At 61.1% G+C, this 12,884-nt stretch carries 17 protein-coding genes; 8 read left to right on the top strand and 9 right to left on the bottom strand.

Annotated elements, in window-relative coordinates:
- Positions 1 to 67: 67 nt before the first annotated feature.
- Positions 68 to 823, bottom strand: a complete 756-nt coding sequence (gene cysZ / locus HBO12_RS20010) for a sulfate transporter CysZ (RefSeq protein WP_169954888.1) — start codon at positions 821 to 823, stop codon at positions 68 to 70.
- Positions 824 to 1,115: 292 nt separating this feature from the next.
- Between cysZ and trxB the strand changes: the two genes are divergently transcribed.
- A complete protein-coding gene (gene trxB / locus HBO12_RS20005) occupies positions 1,116 to 2,078 on the top strand; it encodes a thioredoxin-disulfide reductase (protein WP_170043022.1) in 963 nt (320 codons plus the stop codon).
- A gap of 185 nt (positions 2,079 to 2,263) precedes the next feature.
- Here the strand turns inward: trxB and HBO12_RS20000 are convergent, their stop codons facing one another.
- From HBO12_RS20000 to HBO12_RS19980, 5 genes are all read right to left on the bottom strand, one after another.
- Positions 2,264 to 2,602, bottom strand: a complete 339-nt coding sequence (locus HBO12_RS20000) for a HopJ type III effector protein (protein ID WP_170043021.1) — start codon at positions 2,600 to 2,602, stop codon at positions 2,264 to 2,266.
- Positions 2,595 to 2,891: a DUF1244 domain-containing protein gene (locus tag HBO12_RS19995; RefSeq protein WP_057437796.1), complete on the bottom strand. Its 297-nt coding sequence runs from the start codon at positions 2,889 to 2,891 to the stop codon at positions 2,595 to 2,597. Before HBO12_RS19995 ends, HBO12_RS20000 begins: the two co-directional genes overlap by 8 nt.
- Positions 2,892 to 2,915: 24 nt before the next feature.
- Entirely contained in the window at positions 2,916 to 3,287 is a 372-nt protein-coding gene (gene folX, locus HBO12_RS19990) for a dihydroneopterin triphosphate 2'-epimerase (RefSeq protein ID WP_057437798.1), read from the bottom strand.
- Positions 3,288 to 3,342: 55 nt separating this feature from the next.
- Entirely contained in the window at positions 3,343 to 4,050 is a 708-nt protein-coding gene (gene folM / locus HBO12_RS19985) for a dihydromonapterin reductase (protein ID WP_169954891.1), read from the bottom strand.
- A 61-nt stretch (positions 4,051 to 4,111) separates the two neighbouring features.
- Entirely contained in the window at positions 4,112 to 4,672 is a 561-nt protein-coding gene (locus HBO12_RS19980; RefSeq protein ID WP_170043020.1) for a putative antibiotic biosynthesis monooxygenase, read from the bottom strand.
- Between the two features lie 214 nt (positions 4,673 to 4,886).
- On the opposite strand from HBO12_RS19980, the gene HBO12_RS19975 reads away from it, so the two are divergent.
- Positions 4,887 to 5,846 carry a MerR family transcriptional regulator gene (locus HBO12_RS19975; RefSeq protein WP_170043019.1) on the top strand — a complete coding sequence of 320 codons (960 nt, stop codon included), beginning with the start codon at positions 4,887 to 4,889 and terminating at the stop codon, positions 5,844 to 5,846.
- A gap of 2 nt (positions 5,847 to 5,848) precedes the next feature.
- Here the strand turns inward: HBO12_RS19975 and HBO12_RS19970 are convergent, their stop codons facing one another.
- Together HBO12_RS19970 and HBO12_RS19965 are read right to left on the bottom strand one after the other, a co-directional pair.
- On the bottom strand, positions 5,849 to 6,454 hold the full coding sequence (locus HBO12_RS19970; RefSeq protein ID WP_169954894.1) for a hypothetical protein: 606 nt from the start codon (positions 6,452 to 6,454) through the stop codon (positions 5,849 to 5,851).
- Positions 6,455 to 6,512: 58 nt separating this feature from the next.
- Entirely contained in the window at positions 6,513 to 6,980 is a 468-nt protein-coding gene (locus HBO12_RS19965) for a PAS domain-containing protein (protein ID WP_169954895.1), read from the bottom strand.
- A 103-nt stretch (positions 6,981 to 7,083) separates the two neighbouring features.
- Between HBO12_RS19965 and HBO12_RS19960 the strand changes: the two genes are divergently transcribed.
- Entirely contained in the window at positions 7,084 to 7,539 is a 456-nt protein-coding gene (locus HBO12_RS19960; protein WP_169954896.1) for a flavodoxin, read from the top strand.
- Here the strand turns inward: HBO12_RS19960 and HBO12_RS19955 are convergent.
- Positions 7,520 to 8,416 carry a LysR family transcriptional regulator gene (locus HBO12_RS19955; RefSeq protein WP_170043018.1) on the bottom strand — a complete coding sequence of 299 codons (897 nt, stop codon included), beginning with the start codon at positions 8,414 to 8,416 and terminating at the stop codon, positions 7,520 to 7,522. The genes HBO12_RS19960 and HBO12_RS19955 overlap by 20 nt on opposite strands.
- Before the next feature lie 92 nt (positions 8,417 to 8,508).
- On the opposite strand from HBO12_RS19955, the gene HBO12_RS19950 reads away from it, so the two are divergent.
- From HBO12_RS19950 to HBO12_RS19930, 5 genes are all read left to right on the top strand, one after another.
- Complete coding sequence (locus tag HBO12_RS19950) at positions 8,509 to 8,901, top strand: CidA/LrgA family protein (RefSeq protein WP_169954898.1); 393 nt, start codon at positions 8,509 to 8,511, stop codon at positions 8,899 to 8,901.
- The gene (locus HBO12_RS19945) at positions 8,891 to 9,577 is read left to right on the top strand and encodes an LrgB family protein (protein ID WP_169954899.1); all 687 of its coding nucleotides are present in this window, start codon (positions 8,891 to 8,893) and stop codon (positions 9,575 to 9,577) included. The genes HBO12_RS19950 and HBO12_RS19945 overlap by 11 nt, the downstream gene beginning before the upstream one ends.
- 151 nt (positions 9,578 to 9,728) lie before the next feature.
- On the top strand, positions 9,729 to 10,511 hold the full coding sequence (locus HBO12_RS19940; protein WP_169954900.1) for a class II aldolase/adducin family protein: 783 nt from the start codon (positions 9,729 to 9,731) through the stop codon (positions 10,509 to 10,511).
- Entirely contained in the window at positions 10,511 to 11,455 is a 945-nt protein-coding gene (locus HBO12_RS19935) for an alpha/beta fold hydrolase (RefSeq protein ID WP_170043017.1), read from the top strand. Before HBO12_RS19940 ends, HBO12_RS19935 begins: the two co-directional genes overlap by 1 nt.
- A gap of 181 nt (positions 11,456 to 11,636) precedes the next feature.
- Complete coding sequence (locus tag HBO12_RS19930) at positions 11,637 to 12,548, top strand: SDR family oxidoreductase (protein WP_169954902.1); 912 nt, start codon at positions 11,637 to 11,639, stop codon at positions 12,546 to 12,548.
- The last annotated feature ends 336 nt before the right edge of the window (positions 12,549 to 12,884 follow it).

Below are 12,884 nucleotides of genomic sequence, written 5' to 3'. Positions count from 1 at the left end.
GCTTATAGTTTTAATAACCATGTGCTCTGTATGGGCAAATCGCCATGATCCAGGTCAATCGAACAGCCTAGGGGTTTTTCGCCAGCATCGTTTCGGCGCCTTGCTCACGCACCCAGAACAACGTCGCCCCGGCCACCGCTGCTGGCATCATCAGCAGGTTGACTACCGGCACCAGCAGCACCAGGTAGACGATCCCGCCAAAGCTCATGCTCTGCCAGCGCTTCTGGCGCAGCCAGGCGAGCATTTCGTTCCAGCCCAGCTTGTGGTTGTCGGCCGGGTAGTCGATGTATTGGATCGCCATCATCCACACCCCGAACAGCAGCCACAGCGGTGCGGCAATCAGGTTGACCACCGGGATGAACGACAGGATAAACAGGCCGATGGCCCGGGGCAGGAAGTAGCCCAGTTTGCGCATTTCCCGGGCCAGGGTGCGCGGGACCATGGCAAACAGCTCGGCCCAGCTGAAGGCGGGGAAGTCATCGGTGCCGCGCACCACCACTTCGACTTTTTCCGCGAGGAAACCGTTGAAGGGTGCGGCGATGATATTGGCGAGCATGGTGAAGCTGAAAAACACCATAAACGCCACCAGCAGCACGAACAGCGGCCACAGGATGTAGCTGAGGAAACTCAGCCAACTGGGCAGCGTCGGCATCAAGGTGTCGACCCACAGGCTGAACTGATGGCCAGCAAAATAGATCAATCCGACGAACAGTATCAGGTTGATCGCCAGGGGCAGCAGGACGAACAGGCGCAGGCCTGGGCTCAAGACCAGTTTCAGGCCTTCACGCAGGTATTGTGGGCCTGACAGAACGGGGGCGGGCATGGATAACTCCGGGCAAAAGGGCGAACGCGCCGACCTTACCGGCTTTGCCGATACGGTGAAAGCACGGTCAGCAAGCCGACATTAACGGTAACAAACATGTTGATTAATAGGTGCCACGGAATAGAGACCGCCTATGAGCTGGATTGTTAATCCGTATTTCCTTAATCTTGCCCCCCTCTATACGCTGCACCCATTATTTTCAGGGCCTGCGAGTTCAAGCCTTCCCCAAGTGCTTCGCGGTCCTTTTTTATTCCAGCCGCCCTGTAGTCCGGGCGGTCGATAGGAGTGAGTCATGTCTGATACCCGTCATTCGCGAGTGATTATTCTCGGTTCCGGCCCTGCCGGTTACAGCGCTGCGGTCTACGCAGCCCGGGCCAACCTCAAGCCGTTGCTGATCACCGGCATGCAGGCGGGTGGTCAGTTGACCACCACCACTGAAGTCGACAACTGGCCGGGCGACGTCCACGGCCTGACCGGCCCGGTGTTGATGGAGCGCATGAAAGAACACGCCGAGCGTTTCGAGACCGAAATCGTCTTCGACCATATCAATACCGTGGATTTCTCGAAAAAGCCCTACAGCCTGACCGGCGACAGCGGCGTCTACACCTGTGACGCGCTGATCATCGCCACTGGCGCCAGCGCTCGCTACCTGGGCCTGCCATCGGAAGAAGCGTTCATGGGCAAGGGCGTTTCCGCCTGCGCGACCTGTGACGGTTTCTTCTACCGCAACAAGCCCGTGGCTGTGGTCGGTGGTGGTAACACCGCAGTGGAAGAGGCGCTGTACCTGGCCAACATCGCCAGCACCGTGACCCTGGTTCACCGCCGCGAAACTTTCCGCGCCGAGAAGATCCTGATCGACAAGCTGCACGCGCGGGTTGCCGAAGGCAAGATCATCCTCAAGCTCAACGCCACCCTGGATGAAGTCCTGGGCGACAACATGGGCGTGACCGGTGCGCGCTTGAAAAACAACGACGGCAGCTTCGACGAGCTGAAAGTCGACGGCGTGTTCATCGCCATCGGCCACACCCCGAACACCTCCCTGTTCGAAGGCAAGCTGACCGCCAAAGATGGTTACCTGGTGGTGCAGGGCGGCCGTGAAGGCAATGCCACTGCAACCAACATCGAAGGTATCTTTGCCGCTGGCGACGTGGCTGACCATGTCTACCGCCAGGCCATCACCTCGGCCGGCGCCGGTTGCATGGCGGCCCTGGATGCCGAGCGTTACCTCGACGGCTTGAAAGACGCTTCTTTCTAAACCGTTGCCATAAAAAAACCGGCCAAAAGGCCGGTTTTTTTTGTGTGTAACTGGACGAGCAGCGCAATCTCAATCTGGAAATCCAATCAATGTGGGAGCTGGCTTGCCTGCGATGGCGGTGTGACAGCCACTACCGCCATCGCGGGCAAGCCCGGCTCCCACATTGACCGGGTTTGCAAGCTGGATCAGCGGCGGGTCAAAGGCGGCTGGACAAACTTTACTCCCGCCAACCCATGCTCGATCAGCGCGCGGATATTGGCGTGATCTGTGCCCTCAGGTGTCGCCAGCACCGAACGATAATGCTCGCCAAACGCCAGCAAGGCATGCTGGTCGCTCAACCCTTCCAGCAGCGCCAGGCCCAGGGTCTTGCACGAGCCTTCGTTCTGCCCGGCGGCGTTTTCTACGCTGCCATTGGTGAAGGCTTGTGGCTGGTAGTCGTAGCCGGCGGCGATAAAGGCCAGGGTGTCGGCAAAGAGGTGTTCGCCGCTGTCGAGGCGGGTGCGCAGGGTGTTCAGGTCAGTCATGGGGTTTTCCTTTGGCAAACGCCGCTTGTTGTTCGGCGCTAGCTTCTTGCTGGTATTGGGCTTTCCACTCGGCGTACGGCATGCCGTACACCACTTCGCGGGCGTCATCGAGGCTGACCTCGATCTGGCGTTCGTCAGCCTCGGCTTTGTACCACTTGGACAGGCAGTTGCGGCAGAAACCGGCGAGGTTCATCAGGTCGATGTTCTGCACATCCTTGCGGCTGTCCAGGTGCGCTACCAGCCGGCGGAAGGCGGCGGCTTCGAGTTCCAGGCGTTGTTGGTCGGTCATGGGATTCACACAGATTCAGGGGGGTTAACGGCTGGCTGCCAGGGTGATCGACACCGACTCGGCAAAGCGCAGCGCATGGGGCTTGTCGACTTCGACTTCGGCGTACAGCACCGACTCGTTGCTCATCACCAGGTCCAGCAGCTCCTGGGTCAGGCGTTCGAGCAGGGCGAAGCGGTTGCCTTCGACGTGGGCGATGATGGCCTTGGTGATGGTGCGGTAGTTCAAGGCGTGGTCGATATCGTTGTCGCGCACGGCGTCTTGTGCGGCATACAGGATGGTCAGGTTGATCAACACATCCTGCTTGTTGAGGATCTCTTCCTCGTTGATGCCAATAAAGGTACGCAGACACAGGTCCTTGACCCGGATGCGCGCCATACCTGGTTGAAGTTGTGGCATTGCTACTTGCTCCGTCCAATCAGTTGCAGGAACCCCAGGCCGCTGGTGTTCGGGTTTACTTGACATGCCGCCCGCCATTGACGGTCAGGGTGGTGCCGGTCACATAAGGGTTGTCCAGCAGGTAACGCACGCTCTGGTAAATCACCTCGGGCCCGGGTTCGATACCCAGTGCCGACTTGGCCAGGACCTTGGCACGATAAGCCGCGTCGTCGCCGTCGTTGAACATCACCATCGCTGGCGCGATGCCATTGACCTTGATCCGGGGCGCGTATTGGGCGGCGAAGGACAGGGTCAGGCTGTCGAGCCCGGCCTTGGTGGCACAGTAGGCAATATGCTGGCGGCTGCCCTTGCGGGTCACGTCGTCGCTGATGTGCACAATGTCGGCCGGCGTCGAGCGCCGCAACAACTCAGCACAATGCAGGTTGATCAGGTACGGCGCAAGCATGTGCACGCTGAACATATCGATAAAGGCGTTGGCCTCGTCACCGGGTGTTTCTGGGGCCCAGGTCGAAGCATTGTGGATGATCGCCCGCAGGCTGTCGGTATGGGTCTTGAGTTCGCTAATGAACGCCAGGATACCGGCCTCGGACGAGAAGTCGGCAAACACGCCAATCGCCCCGCGCTCGCGCAGGGCCTGCACGCCTGGACGTTCACTGCGATAGCTGAAGATCACCGGTTGCTGTGCATCCAGCAGGCGCTGGGCGCAATGCAGGCCGACACGTTGGCCGGCGCCGGTAATCAGGATCGGTGCGGGAGAGGTCATGGGAGGCTCGGGTCACGGGCAAGCTAAAACTATACCAGCGACCGGCCTGTTGCGGATCGGCTCAAACGGCCGCTTCGGCAGGTTTTACCCGCGGCGGGGTAGGATTGAGCCAGCCTGCCAGCAAATGGGTCGACAGCGGAATGAACAGATAGACCATCAACGGCGTCAGGGCCAGGGTGCTGACCAGCACGCGGCTGAACATGCCCAACTCGGCGAGCAACGGCTCAAGGCCAAAGTTGAACAGCAGTGAAACCGGGAAAAACGCCAGCCAGATCGCCACGGCCTGTTTCCAGCGCGGCGGGCGCTGGCCCACGGCGCCAAACCAGCCCTCCATGCCGCTGACGCGATGCTCCATGGGGTCGGCGAACAATTCGCTGCCACGGCCCAGCCAGGCGCTGCGCGATGCCGAGAACTCCCAGGCATGCAGGGTCTGCTCGTCGGCGAAGCGGAAGATGATCTGGAATTCGCCGCCATCGGCAGGCGGCGCAAGTACGCCTGAACCCAGGTAGCCGGGGAAGTCCGTGGCCAATTGCTCGCCTTCGCGCAGCCAGCTCATCATGTCTTGATAACGGCCTTGGGCAGCACGGCGTGCAACCATCAAGGTGACGGGTTGGGTAGACATTGTGTATCTCCGAATGTGTGGGCGCGTTGCACCGGGTAGGTGGCGTCCCAGGCGAAGCCGCAGGGTAGGGCGGCGACGCAAAAAAACACGCAAGGATTATTCCTGATTTGACGAAATACGCCAGCGGCATTGGACGGCTGGGCAGATCCCTTGAAAAAGACAGGTATAAAAGCGTTAAATGGGATCCAACTACGTGCCAATCTTCGGTCCTTTGATGTCTGTAATCACAGCTCCATCCCCCGGTCTTGAGCAAGGTGCCCTACGCATTGGCGATGAGTTGTTCCCGATTCGTGAAGTCTCAAGATTGACAGGTATCAATCCGGTCACCCTGCGCGCGTGGGAGCGCCGTTATGGGTTGATCCAGCCGGTGCGCACCGAAAGTGGGCATCGCCTGTACACGCAGAAGGACATCGAGACCGTTCATCGCATTCTGGATTGGATCGAGCGTGGTGTGGCGGTCAGCAAAGTCGGCAAGATCCTCGCTCGGGACGATGGGCAATCGTCATCACTGCACCACCTGCAGGAAGGCAGCGACCATCATGAATGGGCCCAGTGGCAGCAGCAGATGCAAACTGCCATTGGTGCGTTTGATGAGCTGCAACTGGAGCGCCTGTACGGCCAGGTCTTTGCTGCGTACCCCGCTGCGGTGGTGTTCCAGGACATCCTGATGCCCCTTTGGCACCAGTTGTTGCGCCATCAGGGACGTTTCGGCCAAGCCAGCGAATGGCTGTTTTTCGACAGCTTCCTGCGTGCGCGGATCTCCCAGCGCCTGCAACTGGCCCGCGCTGGCCGCACGCCGCAGGTATTGCTGGCGGCGATTGCCGGTGAGTGCCGCGAACTGGAACTGCTGGTGGCCGGGCTCATGCTCGGTGGTGATGAACGGGTGGTGCATGTGCTGAGCGTCGGCCAGCCCCTGGATGAGTTGACGCTGATCTGCGAGAAGATCCGCCCGCAGGCCCTGGTGCTGTTCTCCAATCGCGCGCCAACCCACGAACTACCCAAGCGCCTAGGGCGCCTGGCCTTGACCCTGGACTGTCCGCTGCTGCTGGCCGGTGATGCCTCGGACATGGCCCAGCAGCAACTGGCCGGTAGCGTTATCGGTTGCCTGGGCAGTGAAGGAAGGTTGATGCAGCGGCGCTTGCAGCAGTTTCTCAGTGGAACCCTGGATACCTGAGATCAGGCATGCACTTCAGGGTGGGCCAGGCGATGCTGTTGCAGGATGAACTGGCGCAGGCGCTCGGTTTCATCCACATCGCCCTGGTTCAAGCGGTAGGCAAACAGCCCGCGCGCGGTCTCGCGTTCCAGGGTGCCACGCACCGCAATTCGCTCGTAGCCAGAGGGGCTGAACCACATCGAGAACGTCCTGGGTGGTTTGCTACGGCCTCGGGACTGCACCAGCAGGCCCTTGAACGACACTTCATGCACCCACAGTGAACCAGGCTGGCCCCTGACATTCTCCAGGGCCACCGGCTCTTCGAGCACCAGGCGCCACGGCCGGATCATCGGCCCGTCTTCGAAAATGCTCGGCACCCCAAGGCGCAAGTGCAGCGCATGGAACTCGTCTTCCACCAGTTGCAGAGGAAAGGTCATTTGCTGGTTATCGAACTGCGCCTGGATCGTCACCTGCTCATGGGCCGCGAGGCGCGTGAGCAGATCGCGGATCTGCGCGCCGCCGTTGACCGTCAGGCTCGACGACACATCCCGCACATTCAGTTGTGGGTTGTGGTGCATGTTCTGGATGAAGTCCAGTTCGTCCTGGGTCAAAAGGGCGTCGCGTTGCATTGATGTGGCTCAAGGAAATGCGTGATTAAACGGATTATCACCCTAAAGACCGTATTTTCTAAAGTTTGTTAGATCCGCTCGTCGCCCGGAGTGCGGCCAACTCGGCTGTAAGCTGCGCCACCTGGGCTTCCAGCTGGGCAACACGCTGTTGGGCCTTGACCTGAACCGTGACGTCTTTCTGCACGCCGACGAAGTAAGTCTGCCCATCCGCCTGGTTATAAACCGTCGATAATGACAGCTCATTCCAAAAGTGCGTGCCGTCCTTGCGGTAATTGCGCAGGATTTCCCGGCAGGCTCCGCCACTGTCCAGGGCTTCGCGAATGGCCATCAGCGCTGGCTGGTCACGGTCGCCTGACTGCAGGAAGCGGCAATCCTGATAAAGGATGTCGTCCAGGTTATAGCCGGTCATGCGTTCGAAGGCCGGGTTCACGTAAATCAGCGGCTTGTCCTTGCCTTCCCGTTCCGCCACGACAATCCCGTCGTTGGAGGCATTGACCACCATCTGCATCAGCTTGGCGTTGATCATTGAACGATCCATAGCGTGTTTGTGGATTTCTTAGTGTAGGGCAACCGAGCCGGCTGCCAGCTGTTAATATCCCAGGTTTTCACTCAACTACAGGATCAGATTGATGAAAGTCGCCATCCTTTCCGGCTCGGTCTATGGCACGGCAGAAGAAGTTGCACGCCACGCCATGGGTATCCTCAACGCAGCCGGTTTCCAGGCCTGGCATAACCCGCGGGCGACCCTGGCCGACGTGCAGGCCTTCGCCCCGGACGCCTTTCTGGCCGTCACTTCCACCACCGGCATGGGCGAACTGCCGGACAACCTGATGCCGCTGTATTCGACGATCCGCGACCAACTGCCCGCCGCCTGGCGCGGTTTGCCAGGTGCGGTGATCGGCCTGGGCGACGCCAGCTACGGCGACACCTTCTGTGGCGGCGGCGAGCAGATGCGCGAGCTGTTTGGCGAGTTGGGCGTGCGTGAAGTGCTGCCGATGCTGCGCCTGGATGCCAGCGAAAGCGTCACCCCGGAAGCGGATGCCGAGCCTTGGCTGGCGGAGCTGGTCACGGCACTGCGCGGCTGATCGGGTACTCGCGCAAAAGCGCGAGCCAGGCCTGGGCGGCTTTCGACAGATAGGCGCCTTTGCGCCAGATAAAGGCGATGTCCCAGCGTAGGAAATCGGGCGCCCTGAGTGTCAGGCGCACCACACCGGGGCGCCCAAGGCCGCGCGCGACCACACTGGGCAGCAGCACTACGCCCTGGCCTGCGGCCACCAGGGCGACGAGAAAATCCGCCTGGCCGCTGCGCCCACTTTCCCGTGGCGTGAAGCCCAGTTGCTGGCAGGCCTGGAGCAGCCGGTCATTGAGCACAAAGCTGCGCTGGTACATCAAGAACGGCGTGTCGGCCAACTCCTCCAGGCCAATCTGGGCCCGCTGTGCCAACGGGTGGTCCACGGGCAGCAGCGCATCCAGCGGTTCATCACAGAAGGCTTGCCAGGCGAAGGCCGGGTCGGTGGGCAACAGGCTGCCGCCGACGTCCAGTTCACCTGCGAGGATGGCCTGCTCAATATTGCGGCTACCGCCTTCAAGCAACTGGATGCTGACATTGGGGTAGCGCCGGCGATATTCGGCAAACAGCCCGGCAAACAGCGTATCGCCCCCCAGTTGCGGCAGGCCCATGCGCAACTCGCCACGGGTCATTTGATTCAGGTCGTCCAGCTCACTCACCAGCTCGGTCTGCAAGCGCAACATGGCTTCGGCCCGTTGCAGCACCACCTGCCCGGCGGCGGTCAGGTGCACGTGCGAACCGATGCGGTCGAGCAGGGGGGTACCGAGGCTCTGTTCCAGTTGCGCCACTTGCTTGCTCACGGCGGACTGGCTGATATGCAGGGTTTTCCCGGCCTGGGTAAAACCGCCACGGTGCACCACTTCGATAAAACTGCGCAGCTGTTTGAATTCCATTGCACCAATTCCAGTTTGGAATGGCTTGCAGTCTAACAATTCGCTTTGGGGATGCCAGAGGGCTCTTTAAAATGAGGGCCTGCGAGGAACCCATGTCGACTAAACGTTTCACCTTCAAACACCTGGGCCGGCTGCTGGTTGAGCTGCTGGTATTGCTGGCGATCTACCTGCTGGGCTGCCAACTGGCCGTATGGCTGGCCTGGCCGATCCCCGGCGGAGTGATTGGCCTGGGCCTGCTGTTGCTGGTGTTCGCCAGCGGGCTGATCAAGCCGGCGGCCCTGCAATTGGGCGCTGGCATGCTGATGGCAGAAATGCTGTTGTTTTTTATCCCGGCGCTGATGAGCCTGCTCGATTACGGTGGCCTGCTGCGCCATGACGGCTGGCGGATCATGCTGGTGATCGCCCTCAGTACCCTGATGGTGATGCTGGTCACGGCGTTTACCGTCGAACTGGTCTGCCGCTGGAAGCTGCGCCATGAAGCTTGAACTGATGCCGCTGTTCTGGCTGGCCCTGACCCTGCTGGCCTATGGTTTCAGCCGCTGGATCTACCGGCGCACCGGGCGCTACCTGCTGTCACCGCTGATTTTGGTGCCCGCGCTGCTACTGGCGGTGGCCGTACCGCTGAACACCGCCTATGCCGAGTACGCCACCGACACCCATTGGCTGATGCTGGTACTGGGCCCGGTCACGGTGGCATTCGCCATCCCGATCTGGCAGCAGCGCCAATTGTTGATGCGGCACTGGTCGGCGTTGCTCCTGGGGATGCTGGCCGGTAGCGCCGCGTCCATTGGCACCTCCTTTGGCTTGGCCAAGGCGCTGGCCCTGGACAGCGCGGTGACGATGTCGTTGGTGCCACGCTCGATCACCACCCCCTTTGCCATGCCCCTGGCCCACGATCTGGGCGGCGTACCGGAGCTCACGGCGGTGTTTGTGATGTTCACCGGTGTGTTCGGCGCCATGCTCGGCGGGGTCCTGCTCAAGTGGCTGCCGCTGCGCAGTGCCTTGGCGCGGGGCGCGTTGTTTGGGGTGGGCGCCCACGGAGCGGGCGTCAGCCGTGCCCACGAAGTGGGCGGCGAAGAAGGCTCGGTGGCCGGGCTGGTGATGGTCCTGACGGGCTTGCTCAACCTGTTTGCCGCACCTTTACTGGCGTCGCTTCTCTGACACCACATTGTACGAATCCGAACTATCCTCACGGTTGACTCGCTCGGTCATCAAGCTGGCTGCCAACGCAACTACGGCAGGCCTGTGGTCTGACTAGACTGGCCCTTCAGCCCAAAAATAATAAGAACACCACCGCGTCGAGGTCCTTGCCGTGAACCTAGCCCCCGTTCCATCGATACAGAGTGTAAAAGACCAGGTCAGCGCCGCCGAATGGCAGGCACGGATCGACCTGGCCGCCTGCTATCGCCTGGTGGCCATGCATGGCTGGGATGATCTGATTTTCACCCATATCTCGGCCAAGGTGCCGGGCACCGAAGACTTCCTGATCAACCCGTTCGGGCTGATGTTCCACGAAATCACCGCCTCCAGCCTGGTCAAGGTCGACCAGGCCGGCAACAAGCTGATGGACAGCCCCTACGAGATCAACCCGGCGGGCTATACCATCCACAGCGCGGTACACGAAGTACGCCACGACGTGGTCTGCGTGCTGCACACCCACACGGCGGCGGGCGTGGCCGTATCGGCGCAGAAGCAGGGCGTGCTGCCCATCAGCCAGCAGTCGCTGTTCGTGCTCTCGAGCCTGGCCTATCACGCCTACGAAGGTGTGGCGCTGAACCACGAGGAAAAGGCCCGCTTGCAAGCCGACCTGGGGCCGAGCAATTTTTTGATGCTGCACAACCATGGCCTGCTGACCTGCGGCGCGACCATTGCCGATACCTTCCTGATGATGTTCACCTTCCAGCGCGCCTGCGATATCCAGGTGCTGGCGCAAAACGGCGGGGCCGAATTGATCGCCATCGAGCCGCAGATTCTGGCGGGGGCCAAGGCGATGATTGCCGGTGTGACCAAGAGCGCCCAAGGCATGGGCGGCGCGCTGGCCTGGCCGGCGCTGCTGCGCAAGCTTGATCAACAAGACCCTGGATACCGACTCTGATGCCACTGGCCGAGATCCCCCTGAGCGCCTGGCGCAAGCGCGGGCAGAGTTTTGTCTTTCGCGGGCAGACCATCCGTTACTGGGTGGCCGGGCAGGGCGAGCCCTTGCTGCTGATCCACGGTTTCCCCAGCGCCAGTTGGGACTGGCATTACCTCTGGCAGCCGCTGGCCCAGCGCAACCTGGTGATTGCCTGCGACATGCTCGGCTTTGGCGACTCGGCCAAGCCCCTGGACCACACCTATTGCCTGTTGGAACAGGCCGACCTGCAACAGGCGCTGCTGGCCCATCTGCGGATTCAACAGCCGGTGCATGTCATGGCCCATGACTACGGCGACAGCGTGGCCCAGGAACTGCTCGCCCGGCACTATGAGGGGCGGTTCCAGCTGGCCAGTTGCGTGTTTCTCAATGGCGGGCTGTTCCCCGAGACCCACCGCGCGGCGCTGGTGCAAAAACTCTTGCTCAGCCCGTTGGGCTGGATGATCGGCCGCGCATTCGGGCGCAATGCCCTGGCCGACAGCTTCAAGCAGATCTTCGGCCCCGACACCCGCCCCAGCGAAAGTGCCCTGGATGACTTCTGGAGCCTGATCGAAAACAACGATGGCCCACGGATCCTGCACAAACTCATCGCCTACATCCCCCAGCGCCGCCGTCAACGCGAGCGCTGGGTGGCGGCGATGCAGCGCGGCGAAGTGCCGTTGCGGGTGATCGATGGCGAAGTCGACCCGATCTCCGGCGCGCATATGGTCGCGCGCTACCGCGAGCTGATACCGGATGCCGACACGGTGTTACTGGCCAACATCGGCCACTACCCGCAGATTGAAGCGCCGGTGCAGGTGCTCAAGCATTACCTGGCGTTTCGCGAGGGTATCGAGGCCAGCAAAGACCCGCTATGGGAACTGGCTTGTGTGGGAGCTGGCTTGCCTGCGATGGGTACACCTCGGTAAATCAGTTGTACCGAGGTGATGCAATCGCAGGCAAGCCAGCTCCCACACAAGCCAGCTCCTATACGAGCCGATCATCCCCGTGCCTTATTGCGCACCATTCACCCCCGCCCGTATTTATTGTGACCACAAGCCCCGTGCCTGACACTCAACCCATCGTCCACTGTCTTCGCTGGAGTTCCCTATGAGTGAGTCTGTGCAGTTCCAAGATAAAGTCGTGATCGTCACCGGTGCCGGGGGTGGCTTGGGGCGTGCCCATGCGCTGCTGTTCGCCAGGCACGGGGCCAAGGTGCTGGTCAACGACCTTGGCGGCTCGACTCAGGGCGAAGGCGCCAACGCTTCGGCGGCCGACCGTGTGGTGGCCGAGATCCGTGAGGCCGGCGGGATTGCCGAGGCCAACCACGATTCGGTGACCGACGGCGAAAAGATCGTGCAACACGCCCTCGAGGTGTTTGGCCGCATCGACGTGGTGGTGAACAACGCCGGGATCCTGCGTGACAAAACCTTCCACAAAATGGAGGACAGCGACTGGGACCTGGTGTACCGCGTGCATGTCGAAGGTGCCTACAAAGTCACCCGCGCCGCCTGGCCGCATCTGCGCGAGCAAGGCTACGGCCGGGTGATTTTCACCGCCTCCACGTCGGGCATCTACGGCAACTTCGGCCAGTCCAACTACGGCATGGCCAAGCTCGGCCTGTATGGCCTGACCCGCACCCTGGCGCTGGAGGGGCGCAAGCACAACATCCTGGTCAATGCCATCGCACCTACCGGCGGCACGCGCATGACCGAAGGCCTGATCCCGCCGCAGGTGTTCGAAAGGCTCAAGCCTGAACTGGTCAGCCCGCTGGTGGTGTACCTGGGCAGCGAGGCGTGCCAGGAAACTTCTGGGCTGTTTGAAGTGGGCGGCGGCTGGATCGGCAAGACCCGCTGGGAACGCAGCCTGGGCGTTGGGTTTGACCCCGAGGCGGGCTTCTCGCCAGAGGATGTGGCGGCGCATTGGCAGCAGATCTGCGACTTTGAAGGGGCGGCCCATCCCAAGGACAACATCGAAGCCTTGAAAGAGATGATGGACAACCTGCAGAAATACAGCCTGTGATCGTTACCTGAAAAACAGTCAATCCTGCGGGGCGCTTATGGCGTCCCGCTTTGTTTCAGGCATAAAAAAGGCCGCTGCATAAGCAGCGGCCGAAGTAAGACGTTGGATCAAGGAGCTACAAATCAACGTCAGTGAACACCGGTAACAGACTGAAAATACGCTTCAATCCGTCGAAAACTGGCTTTCGTGAAGCAGGCGGTTCGCCTTGAAAGCCCGGTAAGAATAGTCCGTTGTAACAGAATGAAAAACACTGATTCAGGACAAGGACTGTTACCAAAACAACAACAGTGGCGCGCCTGACGGGCGGGGTATCCATTCTCTTGATGGCGCTCCATC

It is taken from the genome of Pseudomonas sp. WS 5059, from assembly GCF_012985525.1.
In the GTDB taxonomy this organism is placed as follows: Bacteria; Pseudomonadota; Gammaproteobacteria; order Pseudomonadales; family Pseudomonadaceae; genus Aquipseudomonas.
The sequence above is the reverse complement of the archived record's forward strand: the minus strand, read 5'-3'. Positions and strand labels throughout refer to the sequence as shown.